The sequence below is a fragment of the Acinetobacter soli genome (genome assembly GCF_018139125.1).
GTDB lineage: Bacteria > Pseudomonadota > Gammaproteobacteria > Pseudomonadales > Moraxellaceae > Acinetobacter > Acinetobacter soli.
Map to the genome: position 1 here is coordinate 204512 of NZ_CP073241.1, position 20301 is coordinate 224812.

At 44.5% G+C, this 20301-nt stretch carries 15 protein-coding genes; 10 read left to right on the forward strand and 5 right to left on the reverse strand.

Annotated elements, in window-relative coordinates; all coding sequences use genetic code 11:
* Positions 1 to 109 precede the first annotated feature (109 nt).
* From KCV09_RS00890 to KCV09_RS00910, 5 genes are all read left to right on the forward strand, one after another.
* On the forward strand, positions 110 to 2302 hold the full coding sequence (locus tag KCV09_RS00890; protein WP_212515392.1) for a TonB-dependent receptor: 2193 nt from the start codon (positions 110 to 112) through the stop codon (positions 2300 to 2302).
* Positions 2303 to 2525: 223 nt separating this feature from the next.
* A complete protein-coding gene (locus KCV09_RS00895) occupies positions 2526 to 3881 on the forward strand; it encodes an acyl-CoA dehydrogenase family protein (RefSeq protein WP_212515393.1) in 1356 nt (451 codons plus the stop codon).
* A 70-nt stretch (positions 3882 to 3951) separates the two neighbouring features.
* Positions 3952 to 5343, forward strand: a complete 1392-nt coding sequence (locus KCV09_RS00900; protein ID WP_151675920.1) for an LLM class flavin-dependent oxidoreductase — start codon at positions 3952 to 3954, stop codon at positions 5341 to 5343.
* A gap of 194 nt (positions 5344 to 5537) precedes the next feature.
* Complete coding sequence (locus tag KCV09_RS00905) at positions 5538 to 6980, forward strand: MFS transporter (protein ID WP_212515394.1); 1443 nt, start codon at positions 5538 to 5540, stop codon at positions 6978 to 6980.
* 290 nt (positions 6981 to 7270) lie between these two features.
* The gene (locus KCV09_RS00910) at positions 7271 to 8659 is read left to right on the forward strand and encodes an NAD-dependent succinate-semialdehyde dehydrogenase (RefSeq protein ID WP_004945998.1); all 1389 of its coding nucleotides are present in this window, start codon (positions 7271 to 7273) and stop codon (positions 8657 to 8659) included.
* Between the two features lie 88 nt (positions 8660 to 8747).
* Here KCV09_RS00910 and KCV09_RS00915 read toward each other — a convergent pair whose 3' ends face one another.
* Complete coding sequence (locus KCV09_RS00915; RefSeq protein WP_212515395.1) at positions 8748 to 9062, reverse strand: hypothetical protein; 315 nt, start codon at positions 9060 to 9062, stop codon at positions 8748 to 8750.
* A gap of 255 nt (positions 9063 to 9317) precedes the next feature.
* Between KCV09_RS00915 and KCV09_RS00920 the strand changes: the two genes are divergently transcribed.
* The gene (locus tag KCV09_RS00920; RefSeq protein ID WP_212515396.1) at positions 9318 to 11252 is read left to right on the forward strand and encodes an acid phosphatase; all 1935 of its coding nucleotides are present in this window, start codon (positions 9318 to 9320) and stop codon (positions 11250 to 11252) included.
* 51 nt (positions 11253 to 11303) lie between these two features.
* Here the strand turns inward: KCV09_RS00920 and KCV09_RS00925 are convergent, their stop codons facing one another.
* Positions 11304 to 11897, reverse strand: a complete 594-nt coding sequence (locus KCV09_RS00925) for a LysE/ArgO family amino acid transporter (protein WP_212515397.1) — start codon at positions 11895 to 11897, stop codon at positions 11304 to 11306.
* 155 nt (positions 11898 to 12052) lie between these two features.
* Here KCV09_RS00925 and KCV09_RS00930 point away from each other — a divergent pair, with 155 nt between their 5' ends.
* Entirely contained in the window at positions 12053 to 12934 is an 882-nt protein-coding gene (locus KCV09_RS00930) for a LysR family transcriptional regulator ArgP (protein ID WP_104124470.1), read from the forward strand.
* A 109-nt stretch (positions 12935 to 13043) separates the two neighbouring features.
* Positions 13044 to 13733, forward strand: a complete 690-nt coding sequence (locus KCV09_RS00935; protein WP_039909863.1) for a GntR family transcriptional regulator — start codon at positions 13044 to 13046, stop codon at positions 13731 to 13733.
* On the opposite strand, the gene KCV09_RS00940 is transcribed toward KCV09_RS00935, so the two are convergent.
* The 3 genes from KCV09_RS00940 to KCV09_RS00950 are packed head-to-tail and all read right to left on the reverse strand — an operon-like array spanning position 13723 to position 16532.
* On the reverse strand, positions 13723 to 14499 hold the full coding sequence (locus KCV09_RS00940) for an ABC transporter ATP-binding protein (protein WP_228274187.1): 777 nt from the start codon (positions 14497 to 14499) through the stop codon (positions 13723 to 13725). The genes KCV09_RS00935 and KCV09_RS00940 overlap by 11 nt on opposite strands.
* 5 nt (positions 14500 to 14504) lie before the next feature.
* Positions 14505 to 15521 (reverse strand): FecCD family ABC transporter permease, encoded by a 1017-nt coding sequence (locus KCV09_RS00945; protein WP_004935853.1) that lies wholly within the window; start codon positions 15519 to 15521, stop codon positions 14505 to 14507.
* Between the two features lie 3 nt (positions 15522 to 15524).
* Entirely contained in the window at positions 15525 to 16532 is a 1008-nt protein-coding gene (locus tag KCV09_RS00950) for an ABC transporter substrate-binding protein (protein ID WP_111813109.1), read from the reverse strand.
* A 172-nt stretch (positions 16533 to 16704) separates the two neighbouring features.
* Here KCV09_RS00950 and KCV09_RS00955 point away from each other — a divergent pair, with 172 nt between their 5' ends.
* Both KCV09_RS00955 and KCV09_RS00960 read left to right on the forward strand, forming a co-directional pair.
* Positions 16705 to 18819, forward strand: a complete 2115-nt coding sequence (locus tag KCV09_RS00955) for a TonB-dependent siderophore receptor (RefSeq protein ID WP_212515398.1) — start codon at positions 16705 to 16707, stop codon at positions 18817 to 18819.
* Between the two features lie 469 nt (positions 18820 to 19288).
* Entirely contained in the window at positions 19289 to 20290 is a 1002-nt protein-coding gene (locus KCV09_RS00960) for an isopenicillin N synthase family dioxygenase (protein ID WP_212515399.1), read from the forward strand.
* Positions 20291 to 20301: the final 11 nt, after the last annotated feature.

Sequence of the window (20301 nt, forward strand, 5' to 3'; positions counted from 1 at the left end):
TTACAGCTTTGTGGTGAAAGTGCTTAAAACACCACGACACTTTTTATTTTACTTTTTATTGATAATGAGTATTATTCTTAGTTTTATTATATTTATCTGTGGGGGTAACATGCGTACAAAACAATTTGCTTTGAGTTTGCTGGCCATGGCGATATCGGGTTGCCTGTATGCAAATGATCAGACCGACTCAAACAGCACGGCAACTGAAAACGCATCTAAAAAAGATGTGGTGGCGCTCAATAAAATTGTCATGACCGCCACCCGAACACCCAAAAGTATTGCCGAAATTGCAGGAACTGTGCAGACCATTCAGGGAAGTGAAATTACGCAACAAGCTGGAGCGGGGCGTAAGGTGGCCGATGTTCTGGCTCAATTGGTACCATCGCTGGCACCGAGCAGCGGGACCACCAGTAACTATGGCCAGACCATGCGTGGTCGAACCATTCTGGTGATGATTGATGGGGTACCTCAAACGGGTTCTCGTGATGCCGCGCGACAGCTCAACAGCATTAGTCCAGAATTAATCGATCATATCGAAGTGGTATCTGGAGCCACCAGTATTTATGGTTCAGGTGCGACAGGTGGCATCATTAATATTATTACCAAGCGTGCCAATCCAGATCAGCCACTTAGTTTGAGTACCAAGGTTGGCATCACATCGGCCGATAATTTCCGTGCAGATGGGCTCGCCTATGAAATCGGTCAAACTGCTGCATTTAGTCAGGACAACATAAACGGATTTTTAGGCACCAACTTTACCAGCCGTGGCGCACAGTTTGACGGTCGTGGCAATCGGATCTCTTTAAGTCCATGGCAAGGCAGCACCATGGATACCGATACCCTAGACATCAATGGACGTATTGGCCTTAACGTGTCAGATACACAAACACTCAGCCTCGGTGCTCAGTACTACAAAGATCGACAAGACACCAAGTATGGCCCAGACTACACCAAAACCAGTGCCGACTATTATGTGCCTATTAAAGGCTGGAATGTACCCGATCAACCTTTTACAGAGCGTTATGGTGTAAACACCCAGTATCAAAATACAGATATATTCGGTCAAATCCTGAATATCGATGCGTATTACCGTAAAGAAAAATTACGCTTTGTGCCTTATGCCGGGGCTTTAGTCACCAATGGTGCAACAGTCAGACAAAGCGAATCTGACAACGATTTTTATGGCCTACGCTCGACCTTACAATCGAAATTTAATCTTCTTGATCGCAATTTGGGTCTGACTTACGGCATCGATTACGATCATGAAAATGATCGCCAGTGGGCGGATCAATACATCGCGTCGGATAATGGTTTGACTTATACCGCGACAGGCGCTGTTCAAAGTCAGGGGCCAGATACAAAAATTGATAGTATTGGTTCATTTGTTCAAGCAGATTATGAACTGACCGATCGGTTGAATCTTCAGGGTGGTGTACGTTATCAATACATTCAGGCAAAAACAGATGCCTATGTACCGGTACGTGAAAGCAAAGAGATTGCAGCTGGCAGTACCGATGCCGATAAGTTTTTATTCAATTTGGGTGCGGTATATAAACTGAACGATGCACAGCAGCTTTATGCAAACTTTTCACAGGGCTTTAGCTACCCAGATGTACAGCGTATGCTCCGAGATGTTTCGACGTATAACATTACCACCGCGAATTTGCAGCCGATTACGGTAAATAACTACGAGCTCGGGTGGCGCCTAGAGCAAAATCAGGGCTTAAATGTCAGTTTGACCGGTTTTTACAATACCTCGGATAAAACCGTGCAATTTAGTAACCGAGCCGCGCGTGTTGTCGATACCGATCAACGTGTTTATGGCGCTGAAACAACCTTAAGTTATCCATTTTTGCAGCAATTTAAAGTCGGTGGAACGCTCGCTTACACGCGCGGTCAGTATAAAGATGAATCTGGTGCATGGCATGAGTTAAACGCCTATCAGGTCGCACCTGTAAAAGGAACTGTATTTGGTGAATGGGATCAAGACGGTTATGGTGTGCGTGTGCAGGCTTTGGCCATTAAAGGCAGCAATAAAGCCTACAAAGACGATCTAGCTTTCGCTGCAAAAGGCTTTAAAGATGACAACAATGCGGCTGACATTTCGGGCTATACCACTATGGATGTTTTGGCACATTTTCCAGCACTCAAAGGTCGTGTAGATTTTGGGGTGTATAATGTCTGGAATCGCCAGTATAAAACTGTGTTTGCCCAACAAGCAGCAATAACCAATACAAATGCCTATCTAGATATTCCAGCTCAAGGCAGAACCTATGCATTAAGCTATACCATTAATTATTAAGTTTGATCATTTTAAATTTTACTAGCCGATAAATACATATTTGTCGGCTGATTTAATAGCACTTTTTTTATTCATAATATTTATTCTTTATTAATCAAAATAACAGAAAATTAAAAAAATAATAGATAGGCTAATGAATAAATCCTGCAATGATTATCACATTTTAATTTTTATAAAAACAAATGCGTTGGCTAAGATAAAAATAAAATTGATGGATGCTCATATGACACATTTTTATCACCCAACGGTCAATACACAGCTGCAACATCGCCCCCAGATCACGACTTCGCAATTGTTTCGGGTATGGGGTGAAGCGGTTTCCACACGCTACGACACGCTCGCAAGCCAGTTTCGTCCTCTATTTGAACAAATTAAACAACATGCATTGCAACGTGAACAGCGTCATGAACTTCCGATTGAACAAATCCAGTGGCTCAAAGACAGTGGATTTACACGCCTACGTTTACCAAAGGCGTATGGTGGATATGAGGCCACATTGCCTGAATTATTTGCCTTATTGATTGAACTGGCCGAAGCAGACTCGAATTTCCCTCAAATTTTGCGGATTCATTTTGGCTTTACTGAAGATGTTCTGGTGTCTCAAGATCCGTTATTCCAGCAACGCTGGCTTGAGCGTCTGGCGCGTGGCGACACAATAGGCAGTGCATGGTCGGAAGGCGGTACAGAATCAATTCACGCCTTTAAAACGCATTTATCGACCGATGAAAGTGGCAAGATTCGCCTGAATGGAGAAAAGTACTATACCACCGGCAGTTTATATGCCAATTGGGTTGAAGTGGGGGTGACCGATCTTCACGGAGAATCCTCAACCGTGATCGTGCCGCGGCATGCACAGGGCGTCGAGATTTTAGACGACTGGAATGGATTCGGTCAGCAACTCACCGCCAGTGGCACAGCACGCTTTACTGATGTACTGGTCGATCCGAGCGAATTTCTGCCAGAAGGAACTCGCTTTAAATATTCTGCTGCGTTTTACCAGTTGATTCAATTGGCGATTATTACAGGCTTAACCCGTGCAGCAACTTACGATGTATCTGCGGCTGTTGCCAAGCGTACGCGGAATTACTCACATGCCAATACACCTTTGGTACAAAATGATCCTCAAATTTTGCAGGTGGTCGGTCAAATCCGCACTGCAGCATACACTGCCGGTGTGTTGGTTGAAAAAGTTGCACAAAGCCTCGAGCGTACCTATTCGGCTGCGCTCGATTCACATAGTGCATCTGAAGCGGATCTCAACGCGCTGGCAGAGCTGGAAAGTGCCCAAGCTCAGGGCGTCATTACCCAATTGGCACTAGATGCTTCGACCTTACTCTTTGACGCCTTAGGTGCATCTGCGGCAGATAAAAAATATGGCTTCGACCGCTATTGGCGCAATATTCGAACCTTGGCATCGCACAATCCGCGTGTATTTAAAGCACGAATTATTGGTGATTTTAGTGTGAATGGAACTTTACCACCCTATCAGTGGCGTATAGGAGATACCTCAAACATCGAGGCTCAAGCAGAACAGAGTACTTTAAACAATGCCTCATCTGTGTCACTGACCCCAACCTAAACTGGCTGCTATGTAGAAGCCCTTGTGCTTTAAATCACCAGACATCCATAAAAATATAAAGATAACCGCTATGACAAAACAGATTAGTTTTAATGCATTCGAGATGAACTGCATCGCGCATCAGTCGCCAGGGCTGTGGCGACATCCCAAAGACCGCTCAACAGAATACAAAGCACTTGAGTACTGGACGGATCTGGCAAAAATTTTGGAAAAAGGCTGTTTCGACGGAATTTTTATTGCAGATGTGCTGGGGATTTATGATGTGTATCATCATAGTGCCGAACATGCACTCAAAGGTGCCGTACAAGTACCGGTTAATGATCCGTTACAGATTGTGCCAGCAATGGCGGCCGTGACCCAGCATCTGGGATTTGGCTTGACCACCTCTATTTCATTTGAGCATCCGTATCCATTTGCGCGGCGTATCAGTACGCTGGATCATCTGACCAGAGGTCGTCTTGGGTGGAATATTGTCACGTCTTACCTAGACAGCGGATCTAAAAATCTGGGACAAAAAGGTCAGGTCAATCATGACAACCGTTACGATATTGCCGATGAATATCTTGAAGTGCTGTACAAGCTTTGGGAAGGATCTTGGCAAAATGATGCTGTACTCCGAGACAAAGTAAACGGTATTTTTGCCGATCCTGCAAAGGTTCATGCAATTGCACATGAAGGCAAATACTTTAGTGTGCCCGGCATTCACTTGTGTGAACCTTCACCGCAGCGAACGCCAGTTTTATATCAGGCTGGCGCTTCACCGCGAGGGCAAAAATTTGCCAGTCAAAATGCAGAATGTGTGTTTATTGCAGCACCGTCTAAAATTGCGGCTAAAAAAGTTGTCCAGTCGATTCGTCAGAAACTCAAAGAAGAAGGGCGTGATCCTTACTCCGTTAAAATATACACGTTATTGTCGATTGTAACGGCAGAGACAGACCATGAAGCACAGCAAAAATTTAAGGAGTATCAATCTTATGGCAGTTATGACGGTGCCTTAACTTTACTGTCCGGATGGTCTGGCGTCGACTTTTCACAATACCGTCCTACCGATCAAGTCGAATATATCAAAACCAATGCCATTCAGTCTTTACTCGATGCCTATGTCAATGCAGATCCAGAGCGTGTCTGGACCATTGAAGAAATCGCGCACTGGAACAGTCTGGGCGGAAATGGCCCCGTTTTGGTCGGAGGGGCTGAAACGGTTGCAGATCACTTGCAAGCATGGATCGAGGAAACTGATATTGACGGCTTTAACTTGGCTTATATATTGGCGCACCAGACCTTTATCGATGTTGTGGATTTTATTGTGCCCGAGCTACAAAAACGCGGTGTTTATAAAACAGAGTACGCTACCGGCACCTTGCGCGAGAAGTTATTTGGTCAGGGGCCTTATTTAAGCGAGCAACATAAGGGCGCGAGCTATCGACAACTTAACCGTGCAACATATGCCCAAGCGATTTAGATAGAGAGTCAAATTAAATAAAAAAAAGAGGGTAACCTCTTTTTTTATTTTTTAAAATTTTATTTTAAGGCTCTTGCTATTCATTTCAAAAATAATGAAATATAAAAATCAGATGAGATTTTCAATTTTAGTTGGTTTATTTTAATTCGATATCGATTTTATATTAAGCCTTTCCAAATCAGGCACTTTTAAAAATGAGTGATTATAATCATCAAACTATTCCAGCGTATGAAATAAGAAGTGCGAAAGATGTCTCGCAACTGGTTTCTCAACATGCAGGTCAGGGTAAAAGTAATCATGTGATTTGGCTGGCGCTAATAGGGGTGTTTATAGATGCCTATGATCTCACCACATTATCGTTTGGTATCGATCAGGTGGTGAGTGAGTTTACGCTAACGCCTGTCATGACCGGTGTGGTTGCCTCTGCCATCATCTGTGGGACTATTGTGGGCAATATTATCGGTGGGTGGCTCACCGATAAAATTGGCCGTTACCGTGTGTTTATGGCCGATATGGTGTTGTTTGTGATTGCCGCGATAGTGGCGGGGCTGGCCCCCAATGTCTGGGTGCTGATTGCGGCACGTTTTGTCATGGGAATTAGTGTCGGTATCGATTTACCTGTGGCGATGTCATATTTGTCTGAATTTTCAAAATTTGAAGGCAAAAGCAATAAGGCGGCGCGTTTGGCAGCATGGTGCCCAATGTGGTACGCCGCTTCTTCGGTGTGTTTTGCTGTGGTGTTGGCACTTTATTTTTTACTTCCACCCGAGCACAGTAACTGGCTTTGGCGTGCATCGTTGATTTTTGGCGCAGTGCCTGCGCTGTTGATTATTTTTGTACGTGGAAAATATCTGACCGAATCACCGATCTGGCTGGCCAATCAGGGTGACCTCCAAGGTGCAGCAAAAATATTACGCCAATCCTATGCGCTCAATGCCAAGGTCGCAGACGACATTATTCCGCAACAAGTGGGTCAGCAGCATCAGGCAAAAAAACTGAGTTTTAAAGTTTTGTTTCACTCTGAATATCTTTCCCGTACGGTCGTTTCCTTAGTGATTCATGTTTCGGTTGCATTTCAATACACCACCATTGCGTTCTTTTTACCGTCAATTCTGACACGGTTTTTCCACACCGATACACTCACCACCATTATCACCACACTTGGGCTTAACTTGATTTTTGCCTTTACAGGCGGGCTGTTGGGTGTATATGTGGCCAGCCGGTTTTCGTCACGGCATGTGCTGCTTGCTGGATTCGGGCTACAGTTTGTGGCGTTGGTTGCACTGGCATGGATTGGAGAACCACAGCATCCATTTTTAATTTATACCGCTGTTATTTTACTGGGTGCCTGGTTATTTGCCGAAGGCTTTGGGCCAGGGGCCCAAATGATGGTTTATCCAACCATGGCGTATCCTGCAGAAATTCGTGGCATTGGGGTCGGGTTTAACCGAGCAGTCACGGGTGTCGCACAAGCCATTGCCATGTTTGTATTGCCCATTTGGATGGTACGTTACCAGACGGATGTATTTTTCATTATTTCATTTTTTGCGGTGGTGCCTTTGGTGGTGATTGGTTTGATGATTAAATATGAACCCACTCGGCATGATGTCGATGCATATCCGCACGCAGCAAAGTAAAAAACAGCACTCAGTACGGATGTCGTGGTCGATTAATATAGAATGGCGACACGCTCAATCATCAGCTTGCAGCCTAAAATACATACCGGTTAAGCTGGTATTGAGTACACGATAATGCTGAACCTCAACTAATTTTATACATTTTGTCTTTGAATGTTACGCCGTTATACGATTTGTAAGATCAGAATAAATTACTTTAGAAATCATCTGCGTGACCGTAATTTAAATGGACACGCATTTTTTTTAGAAATGCGCTCAAAATTGAAACTTCAAAAATAGAGGGTAGATTCATGGCATATGCAACGGTTAATCCCTACACGGGCGAAAAAGTAAAAGAATTCCCGACTGCAACTGAAAAAGAGGTACATGCAGCAATTGATGCAGCTTATACCGCGTATTTAGATTGGAAAGAAACTTCGTTTGAAACACGTGCTAACGTATTAAATCAGGCGGCCAGTATTTTGCGCCGCGACAATGAGAAGTATGCAAAATTTTTAACGCTCGAAATGGGAAAACTATTTAAAGAAGCATTAGGCGAAGTCGAGATTTGTGCACAAATTTTTGAATATTACGCCAAACATGCCGAAAAGTTTTTATCGCCGACGCCACTCACCACTGAAAATACCGACATCGATGCCAAAATTTACTATGAGCCACAGGGTATTGTGATGGCGGTAGAACCTTGGAATTTTCCGTTTTACCAGATTGCCCGTATCTTGAGTGCGCAGCTTGCCGCTGGAAATACTGTACTGCTCAAGCATGCCTCGATTGTGCCGCAAAGTGCAAATGCATTTGAAGAACTGATGCTTGAAGCAGGTTTGCCTAAGGGTGCTTTTAAAAACCTATATTTGAGTCATGAACATATCCCTCTGATTTTAAATGATCATCGGGTGTGTGGCGTGGCACTGACAGGTTCTGAGGGTGCCGGCGCTGAGGTGGCTGCACATGCGGGCAAGGCATTGAAAAAATCGACGCTTGAACTAGGGGGGGCCGATGCACTGATCGTGCTTGAAGATGCAGACCTAGAAAAAGCGGCTGAACTTGCAGTCAGTGGCCGCCATAGCAATGCCGGTCAGGTATGTACCGCATCAAAACGTTTTATTGTGGTCGATCAAGTCTATGATCGATTTGTCGAGCTTTACAAACAAGGCGTGGCAAAGCTTAAAGCGGGTGACCCGATGGACCCAGAAACCACTTTGGCACCTTTATGTTCGCAAGAGGCCGCCGACAACTTGAAAAAACAAGTCGAAAAAGCCAAAGCAGCAGGTGCTAAAGTTGAAGCAATCGGTGCGCCGGTGCCAGAGCAAGGTGCATTCTTCCAACCCTTGCTTATGACGGATATCAGTGATGATAACGACGCACGATACTGGGAGTTTTTCGGGCCAGTCACACAGTTATATCGTGCCAAAGATGAGGACGATGCTATCCGTATCGCCAATGATTCACCGTTTGGTTTGGGCGGCTCAGTGTATACAGCCGATCATCAACGCGGTGTTGAAGTGGCCAAAAAAATCCATACTGGTATGGTTTACATCAATAGCCCAACCACGTCGCAGGCCGACTTGCCATTTGGTGGCGTAGGTCGTTCAGGCTATGGTCGCGAACTGATTGATTTGGGTTTAAAAGAATTTGTAAACCACAAATTAATTGCAGTGACCGATATTGATGCCAAGATTTAACCGAAGTGATGCGAGCTTCTAAATAAATCGTCTCAACAAAAACACCAGATCAGCGATGATCTGGTGTTTTTTTATTGGATTGGTATCTTTAACGTGCTGCTTTATTGCAAGCGGCCAGTTCGGGTGATTGAGAATTCCACACTTTTCCAGCCGAGTTTTTATAGTAACTAATTTTTCCTACCCGCATCACTAAACTTTGGCACGAGTCGAGCGATAGCTCATCGCCCCAAGGGCCAGACATGCTGCATGCTTTTCCGTTACATTTCCAGACCACATTAGGCCCGCTTTCAATAGGTACGGTCACTGTACCTTTATAGGTTGAGCCAGCAGACCAAGTGGTGTTGGCAGCCAAGGCATGTTGGGTGCCGAACAACACTGCACAGCAGAGGAGGAATTTTTTCATTGCTATTCTTCTTTTGGTTGTTATATCGACCAATATAGGTTTTTGCGTCGAATCAAGTCAATGTCGTCCGTAACACAGATTGAATGACGCCAGATAAAGTGAACACACGATAAAAGCGTCCGTTGCGTCCAGATTTAAATGGGTTTTTTTGTCAGTTAACAGGTAGATCGACTCAAAATCATTTGATCGTATTTAACACAAATTAAACACTTTTACTGAAAGATAGCATCTTTATTTACGCTTATGGATGACGCCATGTCCAGTTTCAAGTTGAATGCGCTTTGCCTCTCGATTTTGTCTTGTTCCGTGCTGTTTACAGGATGTAATGATCATGATACCGATACCACATCCGATGCTACCACGCAGCCGCCCAAAGGTTTGGGCTATGAAGATACTGCACCTGTTTCGTCGAATCTTAATGCAGTGGTCGATTCTTGGGCGACTAACCAGCGAGGCGATGCGCGTTATGCCACAGTTGAAACCAATGCGGGCGTTCGAGTTTTAAGTGGTTATCTTGATGTCTGGACACCTTCGAGTTTATTGGTCGATGCAGGCGTATCTGCTGAAGCACGAGACGGATTTCCAGCGGTGAAAGCCTCAAACTGGACCGGAATTCCAAGTGATAGTACAGATGGAACCAAAAAAAATGCAGAAGTACTCAATTACAATATCAATTATTCCGTACAAACCACACATAATCGCAGCGCAGAAGATGCTGTGCGTGCCTATCTCGATGATCGACGCGGTAAAAGCTACAGCGTGACCACTGGTTTGGGCGCACTGACAGATCCATGGCGCAAACTGACTGGGCAAACCACCACCATCAATGCTGTACCCGCTGATGCACAGCAGGTGAAATATGACGACCAAGGCAATAACTCGGGCCTAACAACCGCTCAGGGCAATCTCGATTTTGGTCAGGTGGTCGAATTTATTCAGGCCATGGGGACCAACGCATCGACAGAACCAGCCAAGCGATTTTATAAATATGCACGTCCGTATCGTTGGAGCCGCGATGTCATCGTGGTGCCTAGTTTAGAATCGGCCAAGAGCAATACACCTAATACCGATGGCGGTTTTCCAAGTGGTCATACGGCCGAAGCGGGTCGAAATGCCATTGCAATGGCATATCTGGTGCCGCAGCGCTATCAGGAGCTGATCGCACGCGGAATGGATTTGGGCGATTCGCGTATTATTGCGGGGATGCACTCGGCACTTGATGTAGTCGGTGGGCGTATTCAGTCTATTGCTGCCGATGTCGCAAACCTCAATGCCATGACGCCTGAAAAGCGCCAACAGGCCTATCAGCAGGCACAAACTCAGTTGATGAAAGCCACCAATACTACAAATTTTGAAGCCTTTTATGCTGTAGCAAAAACACCTTACGATCAAAACGATCGGTTCGCAGATCTAAACACATTAAAAGATAAAGTCAGCCTGTGGATGACGTATGGATTTAATCAAATTGCAGATAAAACTCGTGTTGCAAATGTACCTAAAGGTGCAGAAGTCTTACTCGAAACCCGCTTTCCTTACTTAACGGCCAACCAGCGCCGTGTGGTCTTAAAGTCGACCGCAATTGCATCAGGTTATCCTGTTATGGATGATGCCGAAGGTTATGGACGCTTAAATCTGTTTAAAGCAGGTGCAGGTTATGGCAATTTTAATGGTGATGTAACACTGACCATGGATGCCGCATTAGGTGGCTTTAACCAGTCTGATCAATGGGGCAATGATATTTCTGGAGCCGGAAAACTCACCAAACTGGGAACAGGCGCACTCGGCTTAAATGGCAACAATACATTTACGGGCGGTATAGATATTACTCAAGGTACGATTCGTTTATTGTCTGAACATGCAGCAGGGCAAGGCGATGTGTATGTACGCGCTAATAGCAATTTAAATATCAATACCACAACCACTTTACGCCTCAAGAGCAATTTTACACAGCTTGCTAGCTCAACGCTTCTGGTCGATTTTAAATCTGCAATGCAACCTGCCGTACAAATTGACCAGACTGCCAGCTTAAATGGCCTGTTAAACATTCGTACCAGCAGCACTTTGCCGGCAGGAACCTACACCGTACTGACTGCCAAAAAGCTACAGGGAAGCTATCAAAAAGTGACTTTAAATGGGCAGGACATTACGCCGATTTATCAAGACAATTCGCTTCGCTTTAAAATATCGTAACTGATAGGTGCGTACACAGCTGGTTAGTCATACAGGCAAACCAGCTATGTATTACAGAATCAGATTCAGCGCAATTCCCCACATGATAAATCCAATAATAAGATCAAGTACTTTCCATGCATGTGGACGGTTAAACATAGGTGATACAAGCCGCGCACCATAACCGAGTAAAAAGAAAAAAGACCAAGATGCCAGTATGCATCCGGCAGCGAACAGATAATTTTGAGGTGAAAACTGAACAGAAATTGAGCCGACCAAAACTACTGTATCTAAGTACACATGTGGATTGAGCCAAGTGAGTGCCAGACAGATCCCGATTACAGGCAATAGCTGGTGATTTTCCAGATCACTCGGGCGTAATACCGATGACTGCAATGCTGCGTAAAAATGCTTTATGCCATATAAGAATAAAAAGAGCGCACCGAAATACTGGGCACAGATTAATAAAGCTGGAAACTGAATGATTATTTTTGAAAATCCAGTAACGCCCAGATAAATCAAAATAGAATCAGACAACGCACACACCAGACACACCCAAAAAACATGCTGACGTTTAAGCCCTTGTTTGAGCACGAAGGCATTTTGAGCACCAATGGCGACAATAAGCGACAGCCCTACGGCAAAGCCAGAAAAAAAAGCGTTCATAGTGACTCGATCATAAACAAAATAAAAGTAATCCCGAGCCACGTCAGCGTGTGCTTTTAACCGGAATCCAACCTCATCAATGGTAGATGGTTTTTCTAATAAAAGTCAGTAATACTAAGAAGATATCGAGATAACTAAAAAAAATTTAGGTGATTATGTTAGACAGTAAGCAATGCGATGCATTTATGGCTGTTGCAGAACACGGTAGTTTTGATTTGGCGGGCGATACGTTATGTATTACGCCTTCAGCGGTTACGCTGCGCGTACAAGCATTGGAAAAACAACTCGGACAATTGCTTTTGATTCGGGCACGCCCATGCACACTGACGCCAGCAGGTCAGCAACTGTTTGAGCATTTACAGCATACACGTCGTCTGGAGCAGAATTTAATGCATACGCTGGCTGGCCCGCAAAAGGCCAGTTTTTTTCAAGCCGTCATTGCCACCAACGCCGATTCGCTTTCGACATGGTTGTTGCCTGCATTACATGCGGTGCTTATTCAAGAAAAAATACTGCTACAACTGCGGGTTGATGATCAGTCTCACACCTATTCATGGCTACAAAAAGGCATTGTCAGTGGCTGTATTTCGGTGGAAAGTAACCCCATGAAAGGCTGTCAGGCCCAGTATCTTGGCAAAATGAAATATCAGTTAGTCGCGACTCAGGCCTTTACGCAGCAATGGTTTGCACACGGAATTCATCGCACACAGCTACGCAGTGCACCGGCCATCATTTTTAATGAGAAAGATCATATTCATTTTAATGTATTAGAAAGCCAGTTTGGGCTACCGCAAGGCAGTTATCCGTGTCATGTCATTCCTTCATCTGAGTCTTATTTTACCGCAGTGCAACTGGGCATGGGGTATGGCATTGTGCCCGAATTCCAGCTTAAAGCCGCCCAGCAACCGCTGATCAATCTGATGCCTAATTACAGCATCGAGATTCCGTTATATTGGCATCACTGGTCACAACAATCACAACCGTTACAGCGTTTAACTGAGCATATGCTGCATCATGCACGGCATTTTCTGGTGTAAATCTCGACAGGTTTAAATCCACACGCATTTATTTGTTGCAGTCATGGCTACGTTCAATCTCAAAAGCCATTATAATGAGCCGCTTATACGTTCCGTATTGGTTTATCTCATGTCCAAAGCACCATCTGAAAAAAAAATATCCAATAACATTTCGGATCTGATTTATGCACAATTAAAACAAGATATTTTTAGCTTTGTACTCAAACCCGGTCAGCGTTTTACAGAAACCGATCTGGCCGAGCGTTATGCCGCAAGTCGTACCCCGATCCGACAGGCATTGTATCGTCTGGAGCAGGAAGGTTTTGTGCATGTGCATTTTCGAAGTGGATGGGAAATTCGTCCACTCGAATTTAGGTATTACCAAGAACTTTTTGATTTACGCATGATTTTAGAAAAAGAAGCAGTCAAACGTCTGTGTGCACTCGAACAGCCGCAAGAGTTACCCGCATTGCAAGCCTTACAGGCCATGTGGCTGATTCCTCCCGAACGCTATTTAAAAGACACTGCCGCGTTGATCTTACAAAGTGAAGACTTTCACTGTGCTTTAGTACGTGCTGCCGGTAATCAGCAAATTGCCAAGATTCATCAGGAGGCCAGTGAAAAAATTCGTATTGTACTGAGTCTGGGGGCCATGAAGGCATTAGATGTTGCGCATGCATACGAAGATCATGGTGCGATTTTACGGTGTATCTTAAATAAAGATGCCGAACAGGCCATTCACTTGGCCGAGCACCATGTGCTTGAGAGCATCAACGAAGTAAAAAATATTACTTTGCAAATGCTCAGTGTCATTCACTGATTTCCCGGCGTTTTGGCATGACGATTTTGTGGGTGCCCACATAGGCTTGCTGAAACGGTAAATCATAAACCTGAGCCAAAAAATCAGCCTCAGCGGCCTGTGCTTTGTCTTGTGCGCGAATAATCTGGCTGTCTTTAATAAAGAAAAACTCATCTGCATATAAAAATGCAAGATTCGGATCATGCATAATGGCCACAATGGTATAGCCTCGACGCGACAACTCGTGCAGTTTTTGCATGAGAAAAGCCTGATAGTACACATCCAGATGATTGGTGGGTTCATCGAGTAAAATGACTTTGGGGTTTTGCGTCAAGATGCGTGCAATCATGACCAGTTGGCGCTCACCGCCCGATAGCGTGGTGTAATCGCGATCTTGTAAATGCTCAATTTCCAGCATGCGAAGGGCTTCATAGGCTTGGTCGCGATCGATTTGTGAAGGTGCATAACCCGAAAAAGCAGCACGACCAGTCAGTACCACATCTAATACTTTAAAATTAAAAATACTACGATGGCTTTGTGCAAGAAAACCCAGTTGCACCGCCCGCTGTTTTCCTTTGAGCTTTGCCAAGGGCTGACCATCAAATAAAATTTGACCTGACTGAAGTGGATAAATACCGGCCATCAGATTAAATAGTGTCGATTTACCACTCCCGTTTCGACCAAGTAGTACAGAAAAACAGTTGGACTGGAATTCGAGCTGAATGTCGTGCAGCACCGTTTTTTTCTGGTAGGCAAAATTGACTTGTTGAATTGAAATTGTACTCATAACCATCAAGCCCAGTTCATGCGATAACGACGAATAAGATATAAAAACAAGGGAGCACCGAGCAGCATCGTAAAAATTCCGATTGGAATTTCAAAGGTTGAAAATGTCCGAGACAGATTATCGATAATCAACAAAAATGATCCACCCAAAAAAATGTTCGCTGGAACAGTTTTGGCATTATCTGGCCCAATCAGCATACGCACGACGTGCGGTACAAAGAGTCCGTAAAGACTAATAATGCCGGCAACTGCCACAGAAGATGAAGTGGCTAGAGTCACAAATAACACCAACAAAAACTGATCTCGCCTTGGGTCGACGCCAACCGCTTGGGCTTCAAGCTGACCCAGTGCCAGCAAATTCAGCCGCCAGCGCATGCCATACATACCCAGTAAAGACAGGGCAATCGGTAAAACAGCCTGTTCGACTTTGTCCCATGTGGCTTGATGTAAATTGCCCATAGTCCATTGTACAATTGCCTGTAATTTATAAGGATCGCTCAAGTACTGCACGATACTGAGTCCTGCGATAAACAGCCCAGAAACAATCATGCCGGAAAGTAAAATCACCACCACCGAACTTTTTTCATAGCGTTGCTGGGCAAAACCATAGGTCATACATACGGCTAAAATACCAAATAAAAATGCAGATACCTGAACCGGGAGCCAGCCAGTGAGCAGTGCAAGCGCAGCACCTAAAGCCGCGCCAGACGAAATACCCAAAACATAAGAATCTACCAATGGATTTCGAAACAAGGCTTGCAGGGTATTACCCGACGATGCCAGTGCAGCGCCAACTAAAAAGGTAAGAAAGACCCGTGGCATTCGAACATTTACAATAATGTTTTGCATGAGTTCTAGTCGCGCGAGTTCAATATTGCTCAAATGGTTTGGCGTGCTAAAAAAGGCATAAAGTGCATAGCTAAAATCACGTAGACCAAATTGTTCAGATGGCCCAATCAACAAAGAAAATATAATCAGCGGAACAGGGAGCAGATAAATCAAAACAGAAACAGAAGACTTCACTGATTATTCCTTGGATTGAGCCATGTGGATGAGTTGGGTGGCATGCGTTGCCCCATAAAATTCACTTAAAATCCGCTGCATATCATGCGCTGCATCTTGATGCACATCGACTGAACCAGATAACCAGTGTTGTAACTGATTGGCAGCCAACAGAATTTTGGGTGTATGCGGATTAAACAAAAACGCAGGACGCAAGCTATACACCTGCCGTTGCCGAACGGCACTTAAGGTGCTTAGTTCTGGGCGCTCATAAATCTGCTCAGGACGACTGTTCCACAGTAAAATCACATCCGGATTCCACTCCAGAAGTTTCTCTGGATTGACATTGGGTTGATCAATTGAAGTGGTGACCACATTACGTGCCCCGGCAAGTGTCATGACAGTATTGGGCATAGAGTCGATGCCCGAGGTCGAGAAAATCCGCCCTCCAGACCAGCCGTAGTACACGGTTTTTTGCTGCGTTGTATTGTGTTTTTTGGCATTCATCGCGGCAATTTCAGCATCAATAAATTGAAGTAATTGCTGAGCACGCTTACTGCGTCCTGTCAGGGTGCCTAAATCATGTAATTCTTTTCGGGTTTGTTGCAGATTTTCCGACATCACGGCATATACCGGAATCTGCATTTTTTGTAATACCTTGATCACGTCGGTCTGGCCAGCATTGACCACGACCAGATCGGGCTGTAGTGCAACCACACTTTCAATATTGGTCGAGGCTTCCCAGTTACTTGGCGTTGCAATTTGTTTTTGGGCAATGCGTCGATCCAAAATGGAATAAGCACGATACAGATCCGGCGCGCTGTAGATTTTGGCAGGAATGCCCACCAGTGCCGAACCTGCACCCAGCATATACAAATCATCGACGCTGGCCTCAAACAGGCACACAATCCGCTGTGCTGGCTTTTGCAGTTGAACTCTATTGCCGTATCGGTCTGTCACATCTATTTGAACTGTATTTGCCTGATCTGACGGTACATGTACAGGCGTACAGGCAGCGCATACCAATCCCATAAATGTCAGCAAAAAAATGCATCGAAATAAACCAAAAAATTCAGCAGTCATAGTTTAGGCATTGTGCTCGGGCAGCAGATTGGAAAAAATACGTCAAACGACTTATACAAACTTGTGTACAAGATGGTATTTTATTGTAATTTATCGTAATTGCAACTGTTGGATCACCAAAATGAAACTGCGTAGCAGGCACTTTTTATATTCATTTGCACCATTTTTTTGTGTGCTACACACGGGGTATGCGCAAGAAACCGCGGTATTGCAGACGCTTCAGGTCATGGCACAATCGGAAGATCATTCTTATTTAAATACGCTTAGCTCTGAGGCCACAAAGTCGGGAACCGACCCATTTCAAACTCCGCAGAATGTTCAGGTGGTGAATCAGGCGATGCTCCGAGACAGCAATGCACAGCGTGTTGGGGATGTGATTGGCTTGGTCAGTGGTGTGAGTTTACTCAACCCTTTAGGAGGGCTTTGGGACAATTATTCGTTTCGTGGTTTCAATACCGATCAGACCATTGGTGCTGCTGCGTTACGAAATGGAGTCAATGCGTATCTGGGGCTGAATGCTGCGCATGATTTGATTAATATTGAGCGAATCGAGTTTTTAAAAGGGCCAGAAGCTGCACTTTATGGTGCCGGTGATCCGGGCGGAACCGTCAATATTGTGACCAAAAAACCGCAATTTCATCCAGAGTATAGTATCGAGCTTCGGGGTGGCTCCTATGATCAGTACCGTACCGCAATCGATGCTAGCAATGCGTTAACCGACACCGTGGCGTATCGTATTGGGGTGGCATATGAAAACAACCACAGCTTTCGAGATGAAGTGAAAAACAATCGATTGTTAGTAGCACCTCAACTGACTTGGCAACCTAATGATGCGACGCAACTTGACTATGACAGCGAATATACAGTCATCAACAGCCTGTTCGATCGGGGAGTGACCGCTGTGAACCAGCAGTTGGGGAAAATTCCCAATACACGTTTTTTGGGTGAAAAAGACGATGGTCTGATGACCATGAATGATTATTTGCAGCAGCTTAGACTTCGCCACCAATGGGCCAATAACTGGACCAGTACCAGCACCATTAACTACAAAGACAACACTTGGCGTGGATTTTCGTCTGAAGCTTATCAACTTTTAAATGCACAGGGTGATCTCAATCGTGAGCGACGCTATCGTATCTACGACACCACCAGTTATCTGTTTAATCATGATGTACAAGGTGAGCTAGAAACAGCACAAGCCAAGCACCGCTGGTCGATTGGGCTAAGCTATAGCGATTTGACCATTCAAAACCATTTGCTGCGTTATCGCAAAAAAGGATCGACCGAGAGTCTGATCAATATTTACCATCCTCAATACGGGATTAATTTACCGGCGGTGTCGAGTGTTTACAACACACATGAGCGTCAAAATAATGTGGCACTGAGCTTAAGTGATGCGATTGAGTTTTCACCTAAGTGGACTTTATTGATTGCGAGTCGTTTCGATTATTATCAACAACGTTATAACGAGGTTGTGGCGCAGACATCGGGTCAGCAACGCTTTACTCAGTGGAGCCCGAAAGCTGCACTGAATTATCGAGTGGACGATGCCACTTCAGTATTTGTAAGTGCAGGGCAATCCTTTCACTTAAATTCTGGCTTAGATATCCAGCAACAACCGTTTGCACCCGAAAAAGCATGGACCTATGAACTTGGCATGAAAAAAAGTGCCTTTGATGATCGCCTAATGTCATCATGGTCTATTTTTCAAATCAAGAAGCAAAATGTTCTCACCACCAATCCCGTCGACTCGTCGTACATGATCACTGCCGCTGAGGAAAGCAGTCGCGGTATCGAATGGGACTTCACCGCTCAGCCCATCGATGCACTCAACCTAAAACTGGCCTATGCCTATATTGATGCTAAGGTATCAAAAACTGAGGCGGCTTCGGGCATTCAAAAGGGCAGTGCGCTACTCAATAGCCCGAAACATAATGCCAGCCTGATGATGATGTATGATCTTTGGCAGTCTGGTGAGCAAAAAGTTGCTGTAGGCAGCAATATTCAATATCTGTCAAAGCGCTCAGGCAATGTATATGACAATGGTTTTAATCTTCCAGCTTATACTTTGGTGCATTTAAACGCTGCCTATCAGGTGACGCCTCAGCTCAGTTTTCAGTTCAGTTTGAAGAATCTGTTTAATCGAGCGTATTACGTGTCTAGTTTAAAAGACGAATGGGTGACGCCGGGCAATCCGCGCGAAATGTTTGTGACGCTCAATTATCGTTTTCAATAAGATGAAAATAATATGCGATGATTACATTTCGCTGCATAAAATTAAGTTTGAATTAAGTTCCGGGCACTAATCTTCTTATCAAGCCTAGCAGCTTATGCCAATCTCCAATCGGCATCTTGAAATACCCTTCGCCACACCCTCAGATGTGGCTTTTTTTTGCCTGAAAATTAAGGCATGCACACTCATAATGCAGTTAAACAGCTGACATTGCCACAATCTGATGCAGCGCAGTGCAGAATGGGCCTTTAATCTTGCATTTCATTGTGATTTTTTGCAATTTTAGATTGGCATAGTGTTTGCTTGATTTAATTGAGAGTAGAAGCTGTCAACATATAAAAAATGAGTATGTGGGTCATTGCTCTAAGCGTTAGCTTAAAAAAGCGAGACGTTTAGTGTGACTCAATACTTGACTATCATTTTAGCGTATTGGGTCATGTCATTAAAATTTACTTGAATGTGAGTGATAAAAATGAACAGTCGACATTACCCAACAAATGAATTTTCATTGCAGGAACTACAAAAAGAATCACGGATGGGCAGTATAGGCACCGAAACCCAACGTGAAATCCGAATGATCGATTTAAGTGACTTTGAACAGCGCAAATACGAAATAGCCGATCAGCTCTGGTCTGCTGCAATCGAAATCGGTTTTTTTCAGGTGTATAACCATGGAATTTCAAGCCGAGATATCGATCATGCCTTTAAAATGGCCGAGCAATTTTTTGCCTTACCGCGAGATATCAAAGCACAGTATCCCTTAACTCGTAATGCCGGATGGGAAAGCAAAGCACAAATTCGGCCCTCTACACAAACGCCCGATCAGAAAGAGTCCTATCAAATTACCCGGCCACGCATGCAACAGCTTTGGCCAACCGAACAAGAACTTCCACACTTCAAAACCGATATGCTCGATTTTGAACAAAAGTGCTGGTCGGTAGGAATGAAAATTTTATCCTGCTTTGCCTATAAACTCGGTTTTGCAGAAGAGTTTTTTACACAGGCACATGATCCTTCGCAGTCAAGTTATCAAAGTACCTTACGCATGCTGCACTATTATGCGGTCGATCCTGCGCTCAAAGAAGAACTAGGATTATGGCGTGCGGGCGCACACACCGATTTTGACTGTTTAACATTATTATTTCAGCAAGAAGGCCAAGGGGGCTTGCAGGTGTGTCCGGGCAAAGAAATGGACGAGCAGGAGTGGACCTCGATTGAGCCATGTAAAGATGTCATTACCTGCAACATTGGCGATATGCTCACCCGATGGAGTGATGATTTATTGCCATCTAATTTCCATCGTGTCAAAAATCCAGCCGATGATGAATATCAAGGCGCTCGCTATAGCCTTGCATTTTTCTGTCAAGCCAATGAGGATGTGCTGATTCAAAGCCCTCAAGGCAAGTATCCCGACATTACCGCCAAAGATTATTTAGCACAGCGTGTCAGTGCCAATTTTTCTGGAAAATATTGATTTCATTTACA